We start from the raw sequence: 23,802 nt of genomic DNA on the forward strand, positions 1-23,802 counted from the left end.
GCGCGCCCCGCGGCAGACGCAAAACAGCCCCGCGAAGGGGCTGTTTCTCATCGGGCCGCTGGATTGCTACTTGCTGCCGCCGTTCGCTTTCACGCTGCTGCAGAATTCCGGATGGCTGTTGGCCGCAGTGGCGTCCTTCGCCTCATCCTCGCAGGCCTTCATCATCGCGGTCTGGTCGTCCGGCGTAAGGGCCTTCCAGGCCTTCACGAAATCGTCGTCGCTGACCATCGTCTTCCTGCTGGAGTCGGTATAGAAGGGCTGCATCTTGGCCGGATCGTCGAGAGCCGACGTGCCGGTGTCGCTCGCGGCAAGCGCCGTACCGGCAACCATCGAGAGCGTCATCGCGCCGAAACAGATCATCTTGATGTTCATGGCGTACTCCTCCTGTTGCTTTGGGATCGTCGAAGCAACGATCAGCTGGAAAACGACAGGTTTGGGTGAAAGTTCCGGGGTTTTTTGCGCAAAAATCCCGAAACGAAGAAAAATATAGTCGAAAAACTTGAAACTTTCCCCGATTTTTCCCGTAAGAAGCGAGTTTATCGGGTCTCTCGTGCGAGGCTGACCACCAGGCGATCGACGCTGGGGTCGTCGAGACTGACGATATGGGCCATCTGCAGCGCTCGCCTCGTGCTGATCCTGGCGACGTCCTGCCGCATGATGACGGATACAAAGGCCGGCCCTGATCCGGTGAGGACGATCGCCCTGCCCACCAGAACCGGTTCGGAGATGGGAGCCCACTGCACGGTCATGATTGAGGGCTCGGTGGTCTGGCGGCGGTTGATGCCGGTGAAATAAATCCAGTTCAGGCGCGAGATCGCCACGCCGTAATGGTTGCCGGGTATTCTCGATCCACCCCGGCCATCGCCCGAAGCCCAGCGCGTCACCCGCCTGAAGGTGACGAGATCGGCCTCGCGCCGCACGAAGGTGACCGAGCGCATCAAAAAGTCGGGTCGGCCGGGCATCGAAAAATAGGTGAAATATGTGCCTCCGGCGATGGCGGGCGACGGCGGCCGCACCATGTTTTCGTACAGGGCCTGGCGCAGCGTTGCGTTGCCGTCGCTCTTGGCTGCCGCGGCGGCCGGCTCACGATACAGCTCATTCTCATCGATCTTGAAATAGTCGCAGATCAGCCTTGCGGTGGCTTTGTTGGGAACCGCCTTGCCTTGCAGATAGCGCTCGAACTGGGTGCGATTGATGCCAAGCTCACGGCACACCGCGCTGACGGAAGCGTGGCGTTGGACCAGCCGCCTGAGATTGGCGGCGAGATTCTCGCGAATTGGCACGACATCTCCCCGACAGACGTACGGACCAGTATTCAAGCGATTGCTTATATACAGTTGCATGCCGTGGCGGCGGCGCGAAGATGGACCTTTGGCCAATAGGCAACGACCCGGTGGCGCGTAGACTGTACGATTCTGACAGTCCGGCTATGCAAGCCGTGTAAATGGGCGTATTTCGATGGCAAGAGCGACCTGAGATCGGCCTCTCGACATCCTGCAATGGAGGGCGGTTTGGATCATACCGGCCTGGTCGAGCTTCTGGACTACACGCAAGCCCAATTGACGAAGATCCGCCAGGCGGTCGCGGCCAGCGATCACGCCGGTGCCATGTTCACCATCGACTGCCTTGTCGGAGCGGCGGCCGAACAAACGAAGTGCAAGCTTGCAAGTCTGGAGCATGCCGGGTTGCCGATAGCCAAGGATGGACCGATCGACGGGGATGGGCCGATTGGCCGGGGCGCATTTAAAGGCGGTGCGGCACCGCCCGGCAAAGCGACATCGGGCAAGCCGGATGCCGGCGGCAACCGCTCCTGATCAGGCCGCGCCGATCTCGCCGATCAGCCTTGTATATTCGGCCTCGGCTTCGCCGTAACTGCCATTGGCAAGTTCCAGCAGCCCGGCGCGGTCGCGAATGACGATCTCGCCCCGACGCGAGCGGATCAACGCGCGGCCTTCGAGCAATTGAAGGGCGACGGTGACGCCTGGCCGCCTGACACCAAGCATGATGGCCAGGAATTCGTGGGTGATGGCGAGATGCTCGCCCGGCACGCGGTCGTCGCACATGAGCAGCCATCGCGCCAGCCGCTCCTCGAGCTTCAGCCGCGCGTTGACGAGCGCGGTGCAGCCGGCCTGGGTCTGTAGCGCGTTGACGAAGCGTAGCAGGAACATGCGCAAGGTTGCACTTGCCTCCAATGCTGCCTTGAAAGCGCCGGCTTCGATGCGGATCGCTTCGCCTTCGAGTTGGACATAACAGGCATGCGGCGAACGGTCGTCGCCCATCGCCAGGGCGTATCCGGTCATGCCTTCGAAGCCGATGAAGCCCACTTCGGCCTCTTGGCCGCTTGCCGTGCTGGCGACCACCGAACCGATGCCCTGTTCGATGAAGTAGACGGCCTCGATCGGAATATTCGGGGTCACCAGCATCATGCGCAGCGGCAAGTCGCAGCGCTGCATGTGCGGCTCGAGCAACGCCAGATCATCCGCGGGCATGCGCCGCAGCAGCTGATTTCGGTATTGATGGTTTTTGGTGGGATCAGACATGGCGTGGCCCAATGCAGGGCAAGAGCCATCCAATCTCCCAGCCGTCCGTGCCCGTAAAAACGTACGGACGATCGCCTATGTATAGGGGCTCTGAACGAAGAAAGATATCAATGCGATATGAAATTCGAAGCACGGCGCCCCCCAACGCCCGTTCGCATATGAAAAGATCGGCCTGAATGTTAGTGTCGGAAACGTACCAAGCGCCACTTGGTACAAAACCGACATATTTCATGAGAGCGCCGGATCACGGTGAGGGTCGATGAAATCCGCCGGCTAATGACAAAGGCGCCATGTCGCGCCGGGCTCGAGAACCGTTCGAAAAGTGGGGCAGAGCGGCGGGAGAATTGTACGATATTTACTGTGATGAAGGCCGATGTTGACTCTTGCTCAGCCCGATTTCATTTTTTGACCCACAGCGTCAAGGAAGTGGTCGCTGCTCCGAAAGGGGCTTCTTATGTCGAGCCTTCATAAGCGCAATCCTGGTTTCCATCCTTCCGATCTGCAACTGTGCCAGCGCGTCTTCGATCGGGTCTGCCTGGAACGCAAACTCGATCGCATGTCGGGGGAGTCGGACGTGCAGCTTCTGGCGGCCACGGTGTTTTCGCTGTTTCAGAATGGCTGCCGCAATGAAGGCGAGTTGCTTGAGAGTTTCCGGCGGACGCGCCAATGACCAAAGCCAGGATCACGTCCGCGGCACCGGTAGCCGAAAACGAACCTTACGACGCTGCGGTCTTCGCCCGGAAATACGGCATGTCGCGGAAGGCCGCGGAGGTCGTGCTGTCCGCGAACGGACCGTCCAGAACGGCTTGTGACGCTGCCGCCCGCTCTTTTATGGAAGCGGTCGCCCGCAGGGCGAAGAGCAGCCGTGGACACTGAAGCTGCGCCTGGAGCGGCTGCCGTACCGCCCGCCCCGGGTGCGTCCGATGCTAACCTTCATTGGATGCCGCGAGGTGTCAGCCTGCCGGGCCTGTCGGGCCTATTACGCCTGAATTGGCTTGCTGCGCCGTCACGGCGGAGAGTTTCTGCCGTTTGAGCAGCATCGGCTTTTCATAGATCTTCTTCATGTTCATGGCCTCCCTCCGCAAAGTTCGATTGCGGCAGCGTCATCGCCGGCCGCGCCCTTGTCAAGCCGACCTTGTCGAGGGCCGGCCAACCGGGACGAAAACCCACGCCTCAATTCCTGTCGGCCGGCTTGGAACGCATGCGCGAAACCGTCTCGCGCTCGGCGCGCTTGGAGCGCAGCGGCGGCAGGCCGCGGTCGATCAGGTCCATGTCCTCAAGCACCATATCGCCCATGCGCTTGAAGGCGATGTCGAGCGCGCCGGCGCGGTGAGCCGAGCGCAGAAAGCCGGGCAGGGTGCGCACCGGATGGTCCCGCGCCAGCGGTTCTTCGGGGAAAACGTCGCTGGCGGCGACGATGTGGCCGCTCTTCACCGCCGCCATCAGCGCTGGGAAGTCCACCACGCCGGCGCGGCTGAGCAGGATGAAGGCGGCGCCCTTGCGCATGCCGGCAAAGGCCTCGGCACCGAGAAAACCCTGGTTCTCGCTGGTCACCGAGGCAACGACGAAGATGAAGTCGCTGGTCGACAGCACCTCGTCGAGAGAGGCCGGCTCGACGCCATTGTCGATGAGGATCGATGGCGGCAGCCAGGGATCGAAGACTTTGGTGCGGGTGCGGAAACCCGACAGCAGCCGGTTGAGCGCCCGGCCGAGATCGCCGAAACCGATGATCCCGACATCCGCGCCGGACAGGAGCCGCGCCGTCTGGTTGCCGTCGCCGCCCCACAGTTCCTGTCCCTGGCGGAAGGCGAGGTCGGCATCGACGATGTCGCGGGCGAGGTTGAGCGCCATGGCAAGGCCAAGCTCTGCGACCGGCTCGGCGAACACCAGGCCGGTGGTGACGACATGGATACCGCGCGCGAACAAGGTCTCGTAGGGCATGTTGTTGATGAGGTTGGTCTCGACATTGAAGACGCAGCGCAGCGCCTTCATCCGGTCGAGCGTTTCGGGCGATATGGGCGGCTGGCCGATGATATAGCGCGCCTCGCCCAGCACGTCGGCCGGCAGTTTCGCGACGCCGTCAGCGGTCGTCTCGACAATGCGATAATGGGCCTTGAGCCGCGCCAGCTGCCGGGCTGTGAAGATCAGGTCGAGCGTGCGTGGTTCCGGCGCACTGATAACCAGCGGCAAGGCGCTGTTGGACATGACTATTCCCTCTGTTCCCGATGGCCAAAATACCCTGGATGAAACGATTTACAACATCGCGCGGAGAGCCGAGTAGAGCGGGATTGGCGCTGGGATGAGGTGTCCTGTCGGAGCCGATATGTGCCGGCAATGCAACAGTGAAGAATCGTTTGACTACGATGGCGCGGAGACGACGTAAGAACCAGTAATGACGCAATTGACACGGGGCAGGGAATTGGTTCTGCTGGCGCCGTACCAATTTGGAGGGCACTTTACAGTGAAGAAATACGAGAAACCAACCTTGCAGAAGCGCGACAGGCTTTCGGGCGTCACGGCCCAGACTACCCCATCGGCACCTCCGTCGACGGCAACCTGAGCGGTTGGCGTCTGACGCATTCGCCTTATAAGGCAATCAATATTGGCAATCGATAGGGCGCGACTGGTCGCGCCCTATTGCATATTGGCCATGGGCACCCGCCGTTTTCCCAGATGCCGGACCTTGCGGCCGATGATCATCAGCCGGCGCGCGGTGTTGTTGCGCAGGCGCCTTGCGCGCCATTCCAGTCCGGTGCCGGCGGTGATCGACTTGGCATAGTAACTCACCCGCATGCCATCCTCATCGGCAGCCACCTTGACCGGGTCGTCATAGAAGGCGTTGATCTTGTCAGCCGCCATGCCTGGTGTTTCGAGCCATCGCGGAATGTGAACCGAATGGAGCTGATCGACGTCGGTCATCACCCGGCCGATGCCGACGCCCGGTGTTGGACACGTGGTACAGAAAGCATCGCCGATGAAGATGACCCCGTCGCGGCGATGGCCTTGCGTGGTGCTCAGGCTGATCTGCCTGACCTCGACAGGACTTGCGACTTCGAAGTTGCCGCATCGCGCCGCTATTTCGGGCATCAGCTCGCAGAGCATCTTTTGCGGTTCCTGGCGAAACGCCCGCGTCCACGGCTCGGCCACTTGCCGATAGCCGAACATGTTCGCCCGCATCTTGTCGCCGAGGGGAAAGATGCTGATGTAGGCGATACGGTCGGCAGCCCGCCTGCTGTAGCAGGTGACGGACTGATGACCGAAATCACGCGGGGAGATGGCGAGGTCGAATCCCATCGACAGTGAATGCGCCTTCGATTGCTCGATACGCTCGACGCCGACGGCGCGCCGCACCGCCTCGCCGTGGCCGGTTGCCACCACCAGCAGGCGGGCATCGATGACGGCGCCGTCGGCCAGCACAAGCCGCTGCCGGTCCGGTCCAGTCGAGACCTCGGTCACCTTGCCGACCGTCAGCGGTACTTGCGCAGGCAAGGCGTCGCGCAGGCCATTGATCAACGCGCCATAGGAGAATGTGAATTCAGCCTTCTTCTCATGCGCGAAGAACTGGCCGAGGCGGAAGATATGCGTGTCGGTCGTCGAGGTGACGAGGCTCTTGAGTGTCGCATCGAGGCCGAGCTTTTCGAACAGCAGCATCTGATCCATGCCGATCTTCTCGGCCCGGAATTCCTCGTGGTGGACGCGGTGCGGATCAATCAGCGCCACCTTGCGCCCGGCTTGTCCCAACAGCATTGCCAAGGTGGTGCCGGCCATTCCGGCGCCGACGATCGCCACATCGACTTGGGCCGGGCCAGCCTCTGAGATACTCATTTTGCTGCCCTTTCTGGTGGCAACTGCACGTTTCACAATCTCCGGTAGAAAATATCTTCCGGAGCTAAATCAACCGCAAGCAACCGGAGCGCGTGCCTGGTAGTAACCAATGTTTAGGTTAATCGCGGGTCCGCTGCTTCCAGCGCGGTGCGATCGCCGAGCCATCGATGAACTCAAAGCCGCCAGCCTCGTTGAGCGTGTGAAGTTTACGCCCGCTCCATAGCGCACCTGGATTTAAGATGGTTTCAACGACCTGCTCCATGCCGATCAAATCAAGGTGAGAAATGCGTGCGATGCCAAGCGCCGCGCCATAGCTCCTGCGGCAGTCCTGCACCGGGCGCAGCAGGTCGTTGCCGCGCCTGACGATGCGGCCGGCCGGCCGCGCGGAGGCGATGTCGATCAGCACGGGATTTTTGGGATGCGGCGTCCAGGGGCCGCGAAAATTCGGCGCCGACCATAGGTGCAGCGCGTCGGAGAAGGCGCCGCCACCGTCGCGGACGGTGGCGAACAGCCACCAGGCGCCGCCATGCTCGACAAGCGTGGCGTCGCTGGCCACGACACCGGACAGAAGCGTCGCCTCCTTGACCCATCCACCGGGGAAGGCGGTGGCCCGGTAGAGATCGACGGTGCCGTTGGCGCAGCTTTCCGGCACCATCCAGACTTCGCCGTCGCGCTCGAAGACGAAGGGGTAGGAGAGATGGTAGGGCAGCTCCAGCACCGGTTCAGGTCGTCCGAGCGGGCCTGCCGGGCCGAAGGGCACGGCGGAGATGATGGCTTTGCCGAGCCGGTGGATATAGTCCTCGACGAACAGGGTCAGCTGGCCCTGGTAGAGGATGGGAAACGGATCGGCGTAGAAGCGGCTGCCATCGTCCGGCAACTCTTGCCAACCCGACGCCGGATGGGCACGCAGGTCGAACAGATCGGAGCCCCCGGTTTGCCGCCAGCCGACCTTCCAATGCGGCGCGTTGTAGCAAAGATGATAGATCTTCTGGACGATCCGCCGCGCCAGCGCCTTGCCGGCTCTGACCCCAAGCTTGCCGGCCGAGGGCATTGGCGGCGGGCTGCCTGCCTGCGCCGGCTCTGGCAGATCGGGCACCGACTTTGCCGCGCCTGACATGGCAGCGACGATCAGGCTTGCTGTGCGCGCCAGCATATCCTGGAAGGACGCCAGCGCGATGCCGCCATATTCTGTGCCCAGACGCCCGGCCGCGATCGCAACGCCGTTCTCCTCGATGCGGGCAAGTGGCGTGCGGCCGGCGAGGATCGAGGCCAGCAAGGCCGCTTCGCCGCTGGCGCCGTCATAGGTGACGCGCCAGGCCCGTGTGCTTTCCAGCCTGACATCGCCGCAGAGGTCGACGACCAGGTCGGGCGAAGCGGGGGACTGCCGATAGGGCGCGAGCGCCGAAAGCGGCACACGCTTGGCCAGTCCATCATGGGCCAGTCCATCATGGGGCAGTCCGTGGATCGCCGTTTCGAGTTGAAACAGGGCTGCGGCGCTGCGCGGAATGCCGCCGCCCGCCGGCCTGACATCGACGGACAGTTCGTCGCCGAGCGCGGCAAGGCGCTCCAGCAGCGTGAGATGAAAGGCGCGGACGCAGTCGCCGTCCAGGCGTAGACTTATCTGCATGGTGGAGGCCCGAAAACGCGGTGCCCGGCCTTGCCGGCCAGGCCGGTCCGGTCAAATTGTAACCCCATCTGCATCCGTCTCCGCTCGCCGCGTAACCAACACCTCGATATGTATATTTTTAAGCAAACCGCGTGCCAAAATTCACGTCACCTCTCAACATAATTAACAATGTTTTAACAGTTGGAGGAATAGCTAGGTTATCGCCGCAAACTGACCTTGCCGGCATATGGAGTATTGTCGGAGGCAGCCATGCAATCATCCCTGCCCATGGTTCCTCAGCAACACTCTCCGGATGCGGCACGCGCGGGATCATACGCAGCTTCGACTGTCGAACTGGGCGACCTGAAGCGCATCCTGGTGCGCCGCCGGTTCTGGATCTTCGGCACTGTCGCGCTGCTGACGCTGGTCGCCCTTCTCTACGGTCTTTTCACACCCGCGCTCTACAGCTCGGCGGCGGAAATCCTGATCGATCCGCAGGACCTGCAGGTGGTCACCAACGACGTCAATCCCAGCCGTATCTCGCCCGATGGCGGCATCACGCAGGTCGAGAGCCAGGTCAGCGTGGTCCAGTCGACAGGCGTGCTGATGCGGGCGATCGCGGCGACAAACCTGACGCAGGATCCGGAATTCAACGGGCAGGGCTTGCTGTCGCGCCTGCTCGGTTCGGCATCGGCCGAAGGCGACAGGTCGGTGCAGACACTCGACGCGCTGCGCCGGCGCCTGGCGGTCAAGCGGGCCGACAAGGTCCTGGTCCTCGACGTCATCGTCACCGCCAAGAGCGCCGACAAGGCCGCCTTCCTGGCCAACGCCATCGCGCAGGCCTACCTGGTCGATCAGGCGAGCGCGCGCGCGAAAATGGCCAGGGACGCCTCCGAGTCGATCACCGCCCGGCTGGACGAGCAGCGCAAACGCGTCCAGCAGGCCGAGAATGCCGTCGAGGCCTATAAGTCCGCCAACAACATGGTGATGGCGGCAGGGAACCTGGTCAGCGACCAGGAACTGACCGAGATCAACACGCAGCTTGCGGCGGCGCAGAGCCGCACCGCGGCGCTGAAGGCGCAGGTCGACCAGATGCGCCGGCAGAGCGGCACGGCGGACGCAACCTCGGAGGCGATGCGTTCGGCGGTGATCTCGAGCCTGCGGGCGCAAGAGGCGACGCTGGTCGACCAGGTCTCGCAGCTCGGCACGGAGCTGGGGCCGCGTCATCCTTCGCTGATCGCAGCCCAGCAGCAGCTGCGCGACACGCGCCAGCTGATCGCGCGCGAGCTCGGCCGCATCGCCACCGCCACCGAGACGGACTACGAACGGGCGCTGGCCAACCAGCAGGCGCTGGAAGCCAAGGTCGCCGGCATGAAGAGCAAGTCGCTCGACACCGACCAGGCCTCGGTGCGGCTGCGCGAATTGCAGCGCGATCTCGAGGCGCTGCGTTCCGTCTACTCGAACTATCTCCAGCGCGCCCAGGAGACGCGCGAGCAGATCAATGTCGACAGCACCAATGCGCGCATCATCTCCAATGCCATGCCCGCCTTGAAGAAAAGCTGGCCGCCTTTGCCGCTGCTGTTGCTGGGCGCGATATTCGGCGGCCTCGGGCTCGGCACCGGTCTGGCGCTGATCGCCGAATATTCCTCGCCGACGGTGCTTTCCAGCGCGCAGATGCAGTCGGCCATCGACGCGCCGGTGCTGGGCGTGGTGCCGGCAAATTCAGGCACTGGGTGGCGCTGGTGGCCTTTCGGCGCAAGTTCGGCCGCCGCCTCCAGCCAGAAGACCGACGCCGTTGTCGGCCTTGCGCTGAGGCGCATGTTCAGTTCGGGCCAGCGTCCGGCGGACTGGCCGCTGGTGCCTTCCATCCTGGTGACATCGTCGCCGGGCGAGGGCGCGCAGCGCAGCCGGGTGGCGCGGCTGCTGGCCAATGCCGCGGCGTCCAGGGGCAGCCGGGTGCTGTTCATCGATGCCAATGCCGGCGGCGGCGACCAGAAGGATCCGCAGCCGGGGATCCTCGATGTGCTGCGCGGCGAGTACGCCTTTGAGGCCGTCAGCCATTACGCCGCCGGCAGCAACGTTGCCGTGCTGGGCAGGGGCCGCTCAAAGGCGGTTTTCCAGGAAGCGCATGGCATCTATTTTGCGCAGCAGATGCTGGCCCGGGCCAGCCGGAGCTTCGAACTCGTCGTCATCGACGGCGGCGCGCTGGCCGATAATCTCAATGCCTCGCCGCTGGTCGCCATGGCCGACGAGATCGTACTCGTCGCCACGCTGAACGCCACCCCGATGCGGGACGTCACGACGACCGCGCAGGCGGTTTCCGTCATGGGGCGGTTGCCGACGGCCGCCTTGCTGGTCGACGAGGCCGCCTGATATGGCTGCCAGTTGGAGCGCAAGCGCTTCGAACCATGGTGCTGCCGCACCCCGCGCCGGCACGTCGCTCGATGCGCTGACGCGCTTCGGACTGATCGCGGCGGTAGCGGTGCTGTTCGGCATCTCGGGCGGCATGCTGTGGCTGGTCGGCTACAATTATGATGGCCTGTTCGGCAACCCGGCGACCAAGATCCACCCGTCCACCTATCTCATCGTCCTCTTGTTTGCCTGGCGCTCATGTGCGTCAGGCAATCCGGTCGGCTATATCGTCCATCTCGCCGACAGGCGGCCGGCCAGCGCGCTGATGGCCGCCATATCGATCGTGCTTTTGTTCGTCGTCATCGCCAGGCAGCGGCCCGGCATGGCTGGCATGATCGATACGTTCGTGGCCGCGGCACTTCTGGTGCTGATGCTCAGCGAGGACGACGAACGGACATTCGCCGGGCTGCAGACCGTCGTTCACGTTGTCATGACGGCGAATGCGCTGCTTGCCCTTTTCGAGTTCGCCACCAAGACGCTTATCTTCCCCTATCGCCTCGACGGCGTGGCGTTTACCACCGATCTGCGCTCGAGCGCGCTGCAGGGACATCCGCTCGCCAATGCCATGGTGACGTCGATCTACGTGCTTGCGCTGCTCTCCGGTGCCAGATCCCTGTCGACGCCTGTGCGGATAGGATTGATCGGCCTGCAATGCGCGGCACTTGTCGCGTTCGGCGGCCGTTCGGCGATGGTGATGACGATTGTGCTGGGCGGTTGCTATCTGCTTTCCAAGGGCATCAGCAAATTGCGCCGGGGACGCGTCAATCTCTTGGGTGCGGCACTCGGCTTCATGCTTGCCGCACTGCTGCCGGTCGTCATCATCGTGGCGGCATATTATGGCTTTTTCGATGCGCTGCTGGAGCGCTTCGTGTCGGACAGCGGCAGCGCCAATGCCCGCGTCGAGATGTTCGAGCTCTTCAAGCACCTGGAATTACGCGATCTGATCGTGGGGCCGGATGTCGACCTGATCGACAGCCTGCGCCGCATCAACGGTCTCGAACAGGGCATCGAGAACCCGATTATCCGCACCGTCCTCTATCAGGGCGCCTTCTTCACCCTTTTGCTGACGTTCGGCTTCGTGCTGTTCCTGTTCGAGGTGGCGCGCCGCTGCCATCCCGGCATCTGGCTGCCGATGCTGGGCTGGGTCATTCTGATCAACACCTCGGAAAGCGTCGCGTCGAAGACGACGCTGCTGACCAAGTTCGTGGTGCTGGCGCTGGTGCTTTACCGGCCGACGCGGGCAGCGTTCAGGCCCGTCAGTCCGCCGGCATGGTCAAGCCAAGCGCCGCGATGATATCGGGGTCCAGTGCCCGGGTGGTGTCGTCCATCATGCCCATGCCATCGAAGAGATCCCACAGTGCCCAGGCGAGGCCGAGTTCCTCGGCGCTCCGCCTGACATCGGCGATGTAGCGCACGCGATCCGGATTGGGGGCGGCGACATAGCGGGCGTCGGTGCGCAGCGCGCCGAACTCGCCCATGATGATGCGTTCCGGCGCAAGGCCGTGGCCGTCGGCCCAGTCGCGTACCTGGCGAAGATATTTGTCGACAAACCAGCGGTCGGGCCGGGCGTCGAAATAGACTTTCAGCACACGCTCGGTCTCGGCATAGGCTGCCTGCTTGGCGTCTTCAGGGGTTTCGGTGTCCTGCGCCATGCGCGCCCTGACCGATGCCAGCGTCTGTTCCAGCGAGCCGGCGGATGCCGGCCACGGCACATTGTTGAGCGACCGGTAGACGGGCTCGCGCATCCAGGGTGCCCCCTGATGGCTGAACAGATAGGGCTCATAGAAGTGGAAGGTGAACAGGATCGGCTCGAACGGGGACAGCGGTGCCGGATCGAGCGCGGTCAGTCCGCTCACCATCGAGCCGCAGCCGCCGGTGACGACCAGCGGCAGGGTCGCGGCCGATGCTCTTGCCGCCGTCAGAAGCGAAAGCTGGATCTGCGACCATTCGTTCGACGCGCAGGCCTGCGCCGGCTCGTTGACCGGCTCGAGCGCCACCCTGCCGGGCTGGAGCCGCGCCAGCCTGCCGGCAAGCTCGCCGACCAGCCCGCGGTAGAGATCGAAGGCGGGCGCCGCGGTGCTGGAGACCATGCGGTCGGGGTTCCAGTAATGGGTGGCGGCATTGGCCTGGATGTTGACGATGATGCCGAGATCGGCGTGGAGAGTGGCCGTGACAGCCGCGTCAAGTATGTCCAGCAACCGGCCGCGCGTGATGGCGTCGGCGGCCAGGAAAGGGCCGGGATCAACAGGCAGACGGATGAAATCGAGCCCGGTCCTGCGCAGCCGACGCAGGTCGTCCGGGGTCGGCACCGGCCGTTGCGACTGGAAGGGCGGCCAGTCATAGTCAGTGCGCGGAGCGGGAAATTCGCGCGTCAGCGAGAACCAGGGCCAGGCGTTGACGCCGCGCCGAAATCGCGGCCCGGCGGCTGCGCGAGCGATTGGTGCGACCGGGAGCGAGCCGAGAGCCGCCGCGGTGGACAGCGCCGTCCGCAGCACCCGCCGGCGCGACCAGCCTGTCATACGGTTCCTGGCGATGCGTGGTCCATCGCGGTGGTCTTGGCGGCGGTCATGCCGAGCAAATGATAGGCCTCATTTTCATAGGCAAGCAGGACATCGTCCCAGCGAAAGGCTTCGCGGGCGCGCGCCCTGGCGGCAACGCCGCAGGCCTTGACCAAGGCGTCATCGTCCAGCGCCTGCTGCATCCGCTCGGCGCAACTGTCCTTGTCGGTGAAGTAGATCGCCGCAGCCCCGGCGGTCCATCTGTTGTAGGGATTGTCGTGGGCGATCACCATGTTGCCGGCCGCCAGCGCCTCGACCAGCGACGGGTTGGTGCCGCCGACCGTGTGGCCATGCAGATAGGCGCGGGCGTGGTATCTGAGCGCCTTGACCGTCGCCTGGTCGTAGATGGCGCCCGGCAGGACCACCGAGTCATTCGCCGCCTTGCGGATGGCGGCATGATAGGGGATGTCGTCGGACAGCGTTCCCAGCACCACCAGCTTCATGTCGCGCTTGGCAGAGCAAAAAGCTTCGACGATCGGCAGGATGTTGTTGTCGGGTTCGATGCGGGCGATCGAGATGAGATAGCGCCCGGGCTCGAGGCCGAGCGCCCGGACCGGCGCCTCGGGCGCTGATGTCACCGGATCGGCGCCATAGGCAATGGTGGCGATGGCGCTGCGCGGCCGGCGCGTCGCCAGGTGATCTGCGATGGCGGGATGATCGGCGACCAGCCGATGCGAGGCCCATGCGCCGATCCATTCGTTGAGCCAGAACCAGGTTCGCGCCGCCATTCCCCATTTTGGGCGGCGCCACTCGATGCCGTCCATGTTGGTGAAGATCTTGCGTCGCTTCAGCCTGAGCCAGGTCAGGAAGACCGCGCCATTGTAGCCGAGCACCAGGCAAACGCCCGGTCGCCGGGCGGCGTCGCGGGCGCATTGCCAGTCGAATTCCAGCGTCGCGCGCGGTCCCTTGGAGGCAACCTGGATGTGAATGAGCTCGATGCCGCGCCAGGTTTCGCTGCGCACCCTCTGGTCGATCCGCTCGACCTCATCCTGGCAATAGACGCCGACTTTCCAACCGCGCCCGACAAGAAACAGCGCCAGTTTTTCGGCAAAGGTTTCAAAGCCGCCATGGGCCGCGGGTATGCCGCGGGTCCCCAGGATCAGAATGGCGGGCGTTTCTGGTTTCATGGCCGGCGGCACTTTCACATGTCTCATACATTAGATATTGCTTAATTTATAATGAGCAGATGGCAACTTCCGTGCCACCTCCCGATTTCGGTATCCTGCGAGGGATCATCGCGCGGGGTTGTAAAAAAACGGTGTTGAAGCCGATGGTTGTTTCATTCTCGGTCAACCCTTCTGTGCGTAGCTGTATCGAAACGAAGCAATGCCTGGGGCGTACGGCCGGCAGTCGGGCGTATCGAACCAGGCATGATTCTTGCGGACGGGCTTCTGCCACAATCGCCCAGCGCGATGGTTGTAGCACCCGGCGGGATATAAAGATGCGGATTGCCTGCGTTCATCAGGGTTATGAACTCTATGGTTCTGACCGCAGCTTTGCGGAGAGCGTTGCCGCGCTGCGCGCCGCGTTTCCGTCGGCCGACATCGAAGTGGTTTTGCCACGTAGCGGGCCGATCGTGCGGATTCTGGAAGCGCATGCCAGCCGGATCGTATTCGAACCGCTGTGGGTGCTGAGGCGCCAGGCCATTGCGCGCCTTGCGACCGTCGAGATGGCGCGATTGCCAATTGCCGTGTTCAGGGCGTGGCGGCGGCTCAAGGATTGCGACCTCGTCTATGTCAACACCTCGATCGTGGCCGACTACGCGCTGGCCGCACGCCTTCTTCCCCAAAAGGCCGTCCTGCACATCCACGAAATCCCCGAAGGCGCCATGCGCAGGATACTCGTCGGCCTGATGCGCTGGAGCCATGCGGATCTGATCTTCAATTCACACGCGACACGCGCCGCGTTTGGTGATCCCAAGGCGGCGCGTGCGTATGTCGTCTACAACGGTGTTGCCGGGCCGGCGTCGGTCGAACCGATGACGTATGATGGCAAGCGCCCATTGCGGGTGCTGCTGCTTGGCCGTATCAACCGGATCAAGGGGCAGGAAATCCTGCTGGAGGCGATCGCCTCGATGCCGGCGGAACTCCAGGCGAGGATCGAGGTGCGGCTGGTCGGCGGCGCCTTCGAAAGCACCGAGCGTGAGCATGCGCTTGCCGAACTGGTCGAAACCATGGGGCTTACCGGGCGCGTCAGAGTCCTGCCTTTCATTCCCGACCCTTCGGAGCATTATCGATGGGCGGATATCGTCACCGTGCCGTCGCGGCGTCCGGAATCGCTGGGCCGCGTCGCCATCGAGGCGATGGCTTACGGCCGGCCGCCGCTTGTATCGGCGATCGGCGGGCTGGTGGAAGTGGTCAGCGACGGGGAGACCGGCTGGCATGTTCCGCCCGGCGACGCAGCAGCTCTTGGCGCGAAATTGCAGGAGATCATCCTCGCCCCTGAGGCCTGGCGCGGGTTTGTCGCTGCCGGACGCGCGCGCTACGAGGCAATCTTCAGCGAGCCGGTCGCGGCCGCGGCGATCACCGCGATCGCCGCCGACAAGCTGAAGACGACCATCGCGCGGCCGGGCAGGGTGCCTGCTGCCCGCGAAGCGGAGACGCGGCCGTGAAGCTAGCGTTTCCGAGCCATCTGGTTCGACGCCTCGTGCTGATGATCGGCGGCGAGGCGATGCAGAGCGGCTTTCATTTTGCCCTCAACATCATGCTGTTGCACATGCTGTCGGCGCAGGGCTACGGCCTCTTCGCCATCGGTATGGTGATGGGCGGTGTCGGCCTGTCCTATATCAGGTCGCTCACCGCCGTTCCCGCCAGCATCTGGATGAGCAAGAGCACCAACAGCGCCGGCGTCGATAGCTATGACGTGGCGTTCGGAACGGCGGCGCTGATCGTGGCGTTGCTGATGGCCGTCGGCACGGCAGTCCTGATGCATGTCCTTGGCGATCCAAGCGGAATTGCCGCCGGCTGCTTCGTCGGTGCCTGGTCGTTGCGCAGCCATATGCGCACGGCTTTCTTTGCACGGCGCCAGCAGGTTGTCGTCTCCGTCAGCGATGGCGCTTTTACAGTCGCCGGCTGTGTCCTGACCGGGCTGTCGATCTGGTTGGTCCAAGACCCGCTGCAGACCGTGTTCTATGCACTAGCCGCGGCAAATGTTTTCGGCATTTTCGTCCTGGTCCGGCTGGCTCGGCGCTCGCTTCGCATCAGCTTCCGCATGCCGACCCGGCGACGCTATGTCAGGCTCTGGCCCCAGCTGCGCTGGTCGGCATTCAGCGCCACCACCACCAACATCCAGGGCCAATGTCTGGCGCTGCTGGTCGCCGGCATTGCCGGTCCTGCCGCCTACGCACCGCTGGCGGCGGTTCTGGTGCTGTTTGCTCCGCTGCGCATCATCAGCCTTGCTTTCGTCAACATGACGCAGCCGGATCTCGCCAGGCTGATGCGGAACAATGAAACGGGCCGTGTCTGGACGCAGGCCAAGATCTGGGCACTCGTCATGGGGTTTGGCGGCCTTGCATATGGATGCGCCATCATGTTCGTCCTGCCGATGATAAAATCCCAGGCTCTCCAGGACGCTTCGACCTGGTTCATCGGACTTTTCGTGATCGCGAATTTTGTCCCGATCATGCTCTATATCATGCCCCGCATCGTGCTTGAGATACTCGGCGATTTTCGGATCGTCGCGTTCACCACGACGGGCGGCGCGGTCGTCGGGCTGGCACTGATCGCGGCCCTGCTGGCAATCGCGTCTCCGCCGTGGGCGCTGTTGGGTTCCGCCGTCTCGGAGATGTTCGTGCTCGTGGCATCATGGTATTTCGCGCATCACCGCATGTGGAATATCGAGCATCCCGATGAGGCGCGCGACAGCCGGTTGGGCGCCTGGCGGCGCACGCTGTCGTTCGCCACGGCAAAGCGATAGGAAAAATATGGCAGTCCAGGCGGTGCAAATTGCTGCGGTGACCGGCTCGCCCGATGGCCAGTCCTCCCATCCGGCCGTCGTCGTCTCCAACGATGCATACACGGCGCGGCTCCACACCAGCCTGGAAGCGGTGAGGCCGCTCTGGTTGCGCCTTCAGGCGGACGGTGTGTGCACCGCCCACCAGAATTATGCCTGGGCCGAGGGGATCGTAGCGCGGCTGATGCCTGAAGGTGCGGAACTGCTCATCGTGGAGGTAAACGACGCCGTGACGGGCGTGCCGCGAATGCTGGTGCCGTTGATACGGCGACCGGCTTTCCGCCATCGGGTGATCGAGTGGCTGAGCTGTGGCGTTTGCGACTATTCGGCACCGTTGCTGGCCGATGCGAGCCCGTGGACGACGCAGTCGGCGCAGGCCGCGTGGGCCGCGGTGCGCTCCGTGCTGCCGCCGGCGGACCGTATCCAGATCAGGGGAATTCCGCAATCGATCAGCGGTGTCGCCAATCCGCTGGCCCTGCTGGCGGCCACGCGCGATTCCCTGCATACCAGCTTCGGCCTCGCCATCGACGGCGATCCGGAGACCGTCCTCAAGCGCCTATGCCGGCCATCCTTCGTCAAGGCTTTCAACAAGGACTGGCGTCGCCTCGAACGGCTTGGCGGCGTGGAACTGGTCGAAGCCAACACGCCGGCCCTGGTGGAGGTCATCTTCGCCGGCCTGGTCCGGATGCGGCTCAGCCGCTTTCGCGAACTGGGCCGCTTCGACCTGCTGACGCAGGCGGCGGTTGTCGATTTCTATCGAAACGCTGCTCTCGAGGGCCTGTCGGATGGGTCGGTGCGGCTCTTCGGGTTGCGTGTGGGTGAAGCTCTTATCGCGGTCCAATACCTGCTGATCCATCAAGTCACCGTTCATGCTCTGCTGATCTCAATCGATCAGGGCGCGGTGCCTAATGTCTCGCCTGGACTTCTGATCATGGGCAAGTTGATGAGCTGGGCGCGCGGGCGCGATTTCAGTTATTTCGACCTGTCGGTAGGCAACCAGAGTTATAAGGAGCATATGGGTGCCTTGGGTTCGGGTCTGCGCGAGCTTTGCCACGGGATCACGGTGCGAGGCAGCGCCGTGAGCGCAGCCATCGAGATCCGCAACCGGGCCGAGGTGTTCGTGCGCTCCAAACCTCGGCTGCTGAAGAGGCTCCAGGGACTGATGCGGGGTTTGCGGCGCCTGCGCGGGGGATCAGAATGACGGGAGAAGCATGTGGCAAGCTACGCGGCGGGAACGACTCCGATAAAGGATTTGCCCGGTGGGCCGGTTTCCCCGACTGTCGCCAACGTTGATGCAACCGCGCACTTCACGGCTCGGCTGCACACCAGCTTCGACACCGTAAGGCTGCTATGGCTGCTCCTTGAAGCTCACGGCGTCTGCACTGCCCACCAGCATTATGCCTGGGTCGAAGGAATCGCCGCACGGCTGAAGCCCAAAGACGCGGATCTGGTCCTCGTCGAGGTGAGTGACGCAGTGACCGGCGCGCCGGCCATGCTGTTGCCGCTGATGCGGCGCCGGGCCTTCGGCCACCACGTGATCGAATGGCTGAGCTGTCGCGTGTGCGACTACTCAGTGCCGCTGCTGGCGGATGGGATAGAGTGGACCAGGCAGAGTGCCGACGCCATGTGGGCGGCGGTCCGTGCCGTGCTGCCACCGGCGGATCGCATCCATATCGCGGGAATTCCGCAGCAGGTCCACGGCGTGGCCAATCCGCTGGCACTGCTTTCGGTGGCGCGCGACTCCATCCAGGTCAGCTCCGGCCTCGTCCTGCATGGCGATCCGGAGACGCTCATCAAGCGGATCTGCAAGCCGTCCTTCGCCAAGGCCTTCCGCAAGCATTGTCGCGGCTTCGAACAGCTTGGTGGCCTCGCTCTGATCGAGGCCGACACGCCTGATCTGGCCGAGGAGCTCCTGGATGCTCTGTTGGAACTGCGGCTCAAGCGTTTCCGTGAGCTCGGGCGTTTCGACCTCCTGACGCAGGCGCCGGTCGTCGATTTTTACCGCGCCGCGGCGCTGCAAGGCCTGTCCAATGGATCGGTGCGGCTCTTCGGACTACGCGTCGGTGAAGCCTGGCTCGCCTCCATCTATGTGCTGGTCAGAAAAGGCACACTTCACGCCCTCCTGCTCGGCATCGACCAGAATGCGGTCGCCAATGTCTCACCCGGCCTGACGACGATGGGCAAGCTGATGATGTGGGGATGCGAGCGGGGCTTCGACTATTTCGACCTGTCGGTCGGCGGCCAGGGCTACAAGCAACATATCGGCGCCTCGAGCTCGGTTCTGGCCGAGATCTGTGAACCGGTGACGGTGCGGGGCAGGGCTGCGAACGCAGCCATTTTGCTGCGCAGCCGGGTCGAAGGCATGACGCGGTCGCGTCCCCGGCTGCTCAAGGCCGTCCAGGGCCTGACGCGCCGCTTGCGGCGACTGAAGGACTGAGGAGGAGCGCTTGCTGGCCCTGCGGCGACCGATGCAGAGGCACCAAGGCCGGCACGGGAAGCTTGTTGACAGGGTTGGTTAGCTGTATATTTGAAAGCGCAGCTTGACGTTCAGAAATGAGTGTCACGGGCGGATTTTTTTAAGTTGGCGTTTTCGGCAGATCATCTCGATGAATGCAAGTGTAGGAGATGGGATTCGTTCCATCCTCATTATTCAAACGAAGTACATTGGAGATGTCGTTCTGACATCTGCTTTGGTTCGCAATCTACGTCTTTCTTATCCACAAGCATCGGTGACCATGCTTTGTGCGCCGGGTCTCAAGGAGTTCATCGTCGCGCAAGGGATCGCCGATGTTGCCGTTGGCTTTGAATCCCGTGGCAGAGGAAGGACTCTGCGCAAGCGTTTGAGCGACTATCGTGGCGTCATCTCTGATCTGCGGCATCGAAGATTTGATCTTAGCATCGACCTTACCGATTCAAAAACCTCGCGGATCATGCATCGTTTGATCGGCGCTCCACTTCGCGTCGGCTTCGATCCTTCCGAGCATCCGATGAAGTTCTGGGAAATCCAGCTTGCAAACGTTCTCGCCGCGACCTTCGGACATGGCGGACCGCATTATCTCTACAGGAACCTGTCTCCACTCTGCGCCCTTGGGCTGGATTGTGAGGATCCAACACCTCGGCTGCAGCCGACCAGTACTGCCCAGGAAGAGTGTGCCAGGCTTCTTGCGGAAAACGCTTTGGCGAAGAAGTCGTACGTGGCCGTGCATGCCGGCGCGAGGTTCGAAGGACGTTGTTGGCCGCCGCAACATTTTGCTGCGGTCATCGACGAAGTATACGCCAAAACCGGGCTGCGATCCCTCCTTGTTGGCGGGCCGGATGAAGGGCTTGCCGCGCAAAGGATCCTTGAAGTGGCAGCATCGCCGGTCGCAAGTGTCGTCGGAAAAGCCTCGCTTGAGGTCCTGACGGCATTGTTGGCCGAAGCGTCGATCTTTCTTGGCAATGAGAGCGGCCCGATGCACATCGCGGCCTCTGTCGGAACTCCAGCGGTGGGGCTGTACGGTCTGACGTCGCCAGAGCAATGGGGCCCGTTCGGTGTTCCCAACCGGACGCTCCAGCCGCCCATGCCTTGCCCATGCATCGCTCCAGGTGTGTGTAAAGAAAACAACGCCGGTGGGGTCTATTGCGTCCAGCGGCTCCAGGTTGCCGATGTTGCGGCGGCGACACTCGATCTCATCGGCACGGAAGTTCAAAAATCTGCTCATTCGGGCATGCCGGCCGCGTAGCAGGGCGGCAGCGACGGGCGATTGTTTGACGGCGCGCTTCACGTCTTGATTCAGGCCAAAGCCCAAACATCTTCAAAAGATTGGTAAATTTGACCGGGCCGCATCCTGCGCTGTCCGCGAAATTGACAGGACGGCGCGTCTCCGCCATCCTTGACCCCAGTCGTCAGGCTGCCGGCAGCGGCCGCGTTGTGTGTCTGGGGCGACCGAGGGCAGTGTCATGTTCAGTCCCGTCACAGGTCAGAATTCCAAGCGCGCCGCGGTGCGCAAGGCGCTCGATCGTCACAAGGTCTACATCACCGCGCAGCGTTTTTCGGCAGGCAGCTACCAGGCCCGGGTTCTGGTCGACGGCGAGGCCTATTGGGTCGACGAATTCCGGCTGAGCCAGCTGCAGCAGGGACTGTCGCCGGCGGAGCTCGAGTTGACGCCGGCTGCTGACGATTGAGCGCGACTGGCTTGTTCCTGGCCTCCGTGCTTCGACCTTTGCCATGACCACCCCGCCAAAGCTCCAATCCTACCGCGCGAGGCGTGAATTTTCCAAAACGCCGGAACCGGCAGGCGGCCTCATCACGGATGAAGGCAACCGCTTCGTCGTGCACAAGCACCACGCCACCGCAGACCATTATGATCTGCGCCTGCAGGTCGGCGATGTCTTGAAAAGCTGGGCGGTGCCGCGCGGCCCTTCGCTCAATCCGGCCGACAAAAGACTGGCGGTCGAGACCGAGGATCATCCGCTCGAATACATCGACTTCGAAGGTGTCATTCCCGAAGGCGAGTATGGCGGCGGGCCGATGATCGTCTGGGATACCGGCAGCTGGGCGCCGATGGACGATGTCGAAAAGAGTTTGCGCACCGGCGCCTTCAAGTTCCGGCTGGCCGGCGACAAGCTCAATGGCGGCTGGATGCTGACCCGGCTGAAGCCGAAACCCGGGGAAGACGAAAACAAGAAGAACTGGCTGCTGTTCAAGGAGCGCGACCTCGCCGCCGACACCGCGCTTGACATCCTCACGGCCCGGCCGGAAAGCGTCAAATCCGGATTGCGCATCGAGGAGCTGGCGGCGCCGGCGAAGCCAGCCGCCAAACCCGCGCCCAGACAGGGATCGCTGAAGCCCGGCACGCTGCCGGGTGCGTTCAAGGCCCCCATGCTTGCCCGTATCGAGCCGCAACTGGCGACGCAGGTGCCAAAACCACCGGATGGCGAGGACACAAGGGAAGTCTGGCTGCACGAAATCAAATTCGACGGCTACCGCACCATGGCGCATCTTACTGAGGGCGCGGTCAAGCTGATCACCCGTGGCGGCATCGACTGGACGAAGCGCTATGGCGACCTGCCGCATGCGTTCGCCAAATTGCCGTGCCGCGACGCCATCATCGACGGCGAGATCGTGGTGCTCGATGCCAAGGGCATCAGCCGCTTCGCGCTGCTGCAGGATGCGCTGGCGCAGGGCGCCGGCAGCAAGCTCCATTTCTACGCCTTCGATCTTCTCCATCTCGACGGCTGGGACCTGACCAAGGCGCCGCTGGTCCGGCGCAAGGCGCTGCTGGCGCAGATGCTGTCGGGCCTCGGCGCCAATTCCGCCATCCAGTTCTCCGACCATGTCGAGGGCTCGGGGCAGGGGCTCTACGACCAGGCGTCGGAACTGGGGCTGGAGGGTGTCGTCTCCAAGCGCGCCACGGCCATCTATCAGAGCGGCCGAAGCAAAAGCTGGACCAAGACCAAGGCGTTGCTGTCGGACGACTTCGTCATCGCAGGCTTCACCATCTCCGATGCGGCCGAAGGGCTGGCGGCGCTCGGCATGGCAGAGTTCGAGGGTGGTGAATTGCATTATCGCGGCAAGGTCGGCACCGGTTTCGATGCCGCCACCGCCGGTGAGTTGCTCGCCAGGCTGGAGCCGCTGCGGGAAGGCGCCACCGCGCCCGAGGGCGTCCCGCGCGAAATCATGCGCGAGATGAACTGGGTGCGGCCGCTGCTGTCGGCGCGCATCCATTACGCCAACCGCACATCGGACAACGCACTGCGCCACGGCGTCTTCCGCGGTTTGAGAGATGTCGGCCTGTCGACGCCGGTCTCGTCCAAACGCAAGCGGCTGATCGCCGAGGCCGACCTTGCCACCATCTGGGTGACCAACCCGACGCGCCGGCTGTTCGGCAAGACCGGCCCGACCAAGCTCGACATCGCCGTCTATTATGCGCTGGTCGGCGATTTCATGCTGCCGCACATCCTCGGCCGGCCGGTGTCGCTGGTGCGCTGCCCGACCGGCCTGCCGAAGGATTGCTTCTTCCAGCGCCACGCCTTCACCGGTATGCCGCCCTCGGTGGTGACATTCGAGGCGACAAATTCGGAGGGCGAGACCAAATCCTATCTCTCGGTCGAAGGCGCGAAAGGATATCTGGCGCTGGCGCAGTTCGGCGTCGTCGAGTTCCATACCTGGGGCACTCACCGCACCAGCCTCGACAGACCCGACCAGATCGTCCTCGACCTCGATCCGGGAGAAGGGATCACCTGGCGCGAGGTGGTCGAGGCCGCCGTGCACATCAAGGGCGAATTGGAGCGCCTGGGGCTGGTGCCGTTCGCCAAGACCTCCGGCGGCAGCGGCATCCACATCACCGTGCCGGTGACGGGCAAGCAGAACTGGAAGAAACTGCACCAGGCGACCAGCGCCATCGCCACGCATCTGGCGACAACGGCGCCGGACACCTTCACCACCACCATGGGCAAGGACAACCGCAAGAAGCGCATCTTCATCGATTATCATCGCAATGCGCGCGGCCACACCTCCGCAGCCCCTTATTCCTTGCGCGCCCGCACCAATCTGCCGGCCTCGACGCCGGTGAGCTGGAGCGATCTGGAATCCATCGATGCGCCGCAGGATCTGAACTATTCCTCCCTGCCGGGGCTGCTGGCGACGTCGGGTGATCCGTGGGCGGAGATCGACGAGTTCGCGCGGGATTTGCCGGTGTTCGGGGGAACGAGGAAGTAGTCGCGAGATGAGGGCGCAGTCCCGCCAGCGTCTCAATTCCAAGTCCATCGACGCTTCCGACAATTTGAATTATTCTCTCCGCCACGACCTCAAAGACGTACCGGAAGATTTCGTCAGGGATTTGCCTGTATCGTGTGGGGTCGGTGTAGGATTTCCTCGGCGCCAATCGTCCTTCGGACGAAAAGCGCTGCAGCAAATGTCAGTGCATGG

Annotated in this window: 20 protein-coding genes; 11 read left to right on the forward strand and 9 right to left on the reverse strand. The window is 63.4% G+C overall.

What is annotated here, in order from left to right; all coding sequences use genetic code 11:
* Positions 1–66 precede the first annotated feature (66 nt).
* Complete coding sequence (locus AC0L3E_RS04180) at positions 67–372, reverse strand: hypothetical protein (RefSeq protein ID WP_127270646.1); 306 nt, start codon at positions 370–372, stop codon at positions 67–69.
* A 164-nt stretch (positions 373–536) separates the two neighbouring features.
* Positions 537–1,283, reverse strand: coding sequence for a helix-turn-helix domain-containing protein (locus tag AC0L3E_RS04185; protein ID WP_473604281.1), 747 nt, complete (start codon positions 1,281–1,283; stop codon positions 537–539).
* Positions 1,284–1,511: 228 nt separating this feature from the next.
* Between AC0L3E_RS04185 and AC0L3E_RS04190 the strand changes: the two genes are divergently transcribed.
* Entirely contained in the window at positions 1,512–1,814 is a 303-nt protein-coding gene (locus AC0L3E_RS04190) for a hypothetical protein (protein WP_256746781.1), read from the forward strand.
* On the opposite strand, the gene AC0L3E_RS04195 is transcribed toward AC0L3E_RS04190, so the two are convergent.
* Positions 1,815–2,540: a Crp/Fnr family transcriptional regulator gene (locus tag AC0L3E_RS04195; protein WP_473604282.1), complete on the reverse strand. Its 726-nt coding sequence runs from the start codon at positions 2,538–2,540 to the stop codon at positions 1,815–1,817. It lies immediately after the preceding gene.
* Positions 2,541–2,994: 454 nt separating this feature from the next.
* On the opposite strand from AC0L3E_RS04195, the gene AC0L3E_RS04200 reads away from it, so the two are divergent.
* The gene (locus tag AC0L3E_RS04200) at positions 2,995–3,210 is read left to right on the forward strand and encodes a hypothetical protein (protein ID WP_127321045.1); all 216 of its coding nucleotides are present in this window, start codon (positions 2,995–2,997) and stop codon (positions 3,208–3,210) included.
* 283 nt (positions 3,211–3,493) lie between these two features.
* Here AC0L3E_RS04200 and AC0L3E_RS04205 read toward each other — a convergent pair whose 3' ends face one another.
* From AC0L3E_RS04205 to AC0L3E_RS04220, 4 genes are all read right to left on the reverse strand, one after another.
* On the reverse strand, positions 3,494–3,610 hold the full coding sequence (locus tag AC0L3E_RS04205) for a putative RiPP precursor (protein ID WP_372337971.1): 117 nt from the start codon (positions 3,608–3,610) through the stop codon (positions 3,494–3,496).
* A gap of 103 nt (positions 3,611–3,713) precedes the next feature.
* The gene (locus AC0L3E_RS04210; RefSeq protein WP_473604283.1) at positions 3,714–4,745 is read right to left on the reverse strand and encodes a hydroxyacid dehydrogenase; all 1,032 of its coding nucleotides are present in this window, start codon (positions 4,743–4,745) and stop codon (positions 3,714–3,716) included.
* A gap of 429 nt (positions 4,746–5,174) precedes the next feature.
* Positions 5,175–6,365 (reverse strand): FAD-dependent oxidoreductase, encoded by a 1,191-nt coding sequence (locus AC0L3E_RS04215; protein ID WP_473604284.1) that lies wholly within the window; start codon positions 6,363–6,365, stop codon positions 5,175–5,177.
* Between the two features lie 118 nt (positions 6,366–6,483).
* Positions 6,484–7,992 (reverse strand): glucosamine inositolphosphorylceramide transferase family protein, encoded by a 1,509-nt coding sequence (locus tag AC0L3E_RS04220; protein ID WP_473604285.1) that lies wholly within the window; start codon positions 7,990–7,992, stop codon positions 6,484–6,486.
* A gap of 249 nt (positions 7,993–8,241) precedes the next feature.
* Between AC0L3E_RS04220 and AC0L3E_RS04225 the strand changes: the two genes are divergently transcribed.
* Entirely contained in the window at positions 8,242–10,344 is a 2,103-nt protein-coding gene (locus tag AC0L3E_RS04225) for a GumC family protein (RefSeq protein ID WP_473604286.1), read from the forward strand.
* A gap of 1 nt (position 10,345) precedes the next feature.
* On the forward strand, positions 10,346–11,677 hold the full coding sequence (locus AC0L3E_RS04230) for a VpsF family polysaccharide biosynthesis protein (RefSeq protein ID WP_473604287.1): 1,332 nt from the start codon (positions 10,346–10,348) through the stop codon (positions 11,675–11,677).
* Here the strand turns inward: AC0L3E_RS04230 and AC0L3E_RS04235 are convergent.
* Positions 11,640–12,902, reverse strand: a complete 1,263-nt coding sequence (locus tag AC0L3E_RS04235; RefSeq protein ID WP_473604288.1) for a glycoside hydrolase family 5 protein — start codon at positions 12,900–12,902, stop codon at positions 11,640–11,642. The two genes, AC0L3E_RS04230 and AC0L3E_RS04235, sit on opposite strands and share 38 nt — an antisense overlap.
* On the reverse strand, positions 12,899–14,068 hold the full coding sequence (locus AC0L3E_RS04240) for a DUF1972 domain-containing protein (RefSeq protein WP_473604289.1): 1,170 nt from the start codon (positions 14,066–14,068) through the stop codon (positions 12,899–12,901). The genes AC0L3E_RS04235 and AC0L3E_RS04240 overlap by 4 nt, the downstream gene beginning before the upstream one ends.
* A gap of 314 nt (positions 14,069–14,382) precedes the next feature.
* Here AC0L3E_RS04240 and AC0L3E_RS04245 point away from each other — a divergent pair, with 314 nt between their 5' ends.
* The 7 genes from AC0L3E_RS04245 (at position 14,383) to ligD (ending at position 23,592) form a co-directional block, all read left to right on the forward strand.
* The gene (locus tag AC0L3E_RS04245) at positions 14,383–15,552 is read left to right on the forward strand and encodes a glycosyltransferase (RefSeq protein WP_473604290.1); all 1,170 of its coding nucleotides are present in this window, start codon (positions 14,383–14,385) and stop codon (positions 15,550–15,552) included.
* The gene (locus AC0L3E_RS04250; protein WP_473604291.1) at positions 15,549–16,856 is read left to right on the forward strand and encodes an MATE family efflux transporter; all 1,308 of its coding nucleotides are present in this window, start codon (positions 15,549–15,551) and stop codon (positions 16,854–16,856) included. Before AC0L3E_RS04245 ends, AC0L3E_RS04250 begins: the two co-directional genes overlap by 4 nt.
* Before the next feature lie 7 nt (positions 16,857–16,863).
* Positions 16,864–18,093: a GNAT family N-acetyltransferase gene (locus AC0L3E_RS04255; RefSeq protein WP_473604293.1), complete on the forward strand. Its 1,230-nt coding sequence runs from the start codon at positions 16,864–16,866 to the stop codon at positions 18,091–18,093.
* Positions 18,094–18,105: 12 nt separating this feature from the next.
* Positions 18,106–19,329, forward strand: coding sequence for a GNAT family N-acetyltransferase (locus AC0L3E_RS04260; protein ID WP_127269109.1), 1,224 nt, complete (start codon positions 18,106–18,108; stop codon positions 19,327–19,329).
* 103 nt (positions 19,330–19,432) lie between these two features.
* Positions 19,433–20,614 (forward strand): glycosyltransferase family 9 protein, encoded by a 1,182-nt coding sequence (locus AC0L3E_RS04265; RefSeq protein ID WP_473604294.1) that lies wholly within the window; start codon positions 19,433–19,435, stop codon positions 20,612–20,614.
* A 217-nt stretch (positions 20,615–20,831) separates the two neighbouring features.
* Positions 20,832–21,056, forward strand: coding sequence for a hypothetical protein (locus AC0L3E_RS04270; RefSeq protein ID WP_127317999.1), 225 nt, complete (start codon positions 20,832–20,834; stop codon positions 21,054–21,056).
* A gap of 43 nt (positions 21,057–21,099) precedes the next feature.
* A complete protein-coding gene (gene ligD, locus AC0L3E_RS04275) occupies positions 21,100–23,592 on the forward strand; it encodes a DNA ligase D (protein WP_473604296.1) in 2,493 nt (830 codons plus the stop codon).
* The last annotated feature ends 210 nt before the right edge of the window (positions 23,593–23,802 follow it).

It is taken from the genome of Mesorhizobium sp. WSM4822 (genome assembly GCF_055811155.1).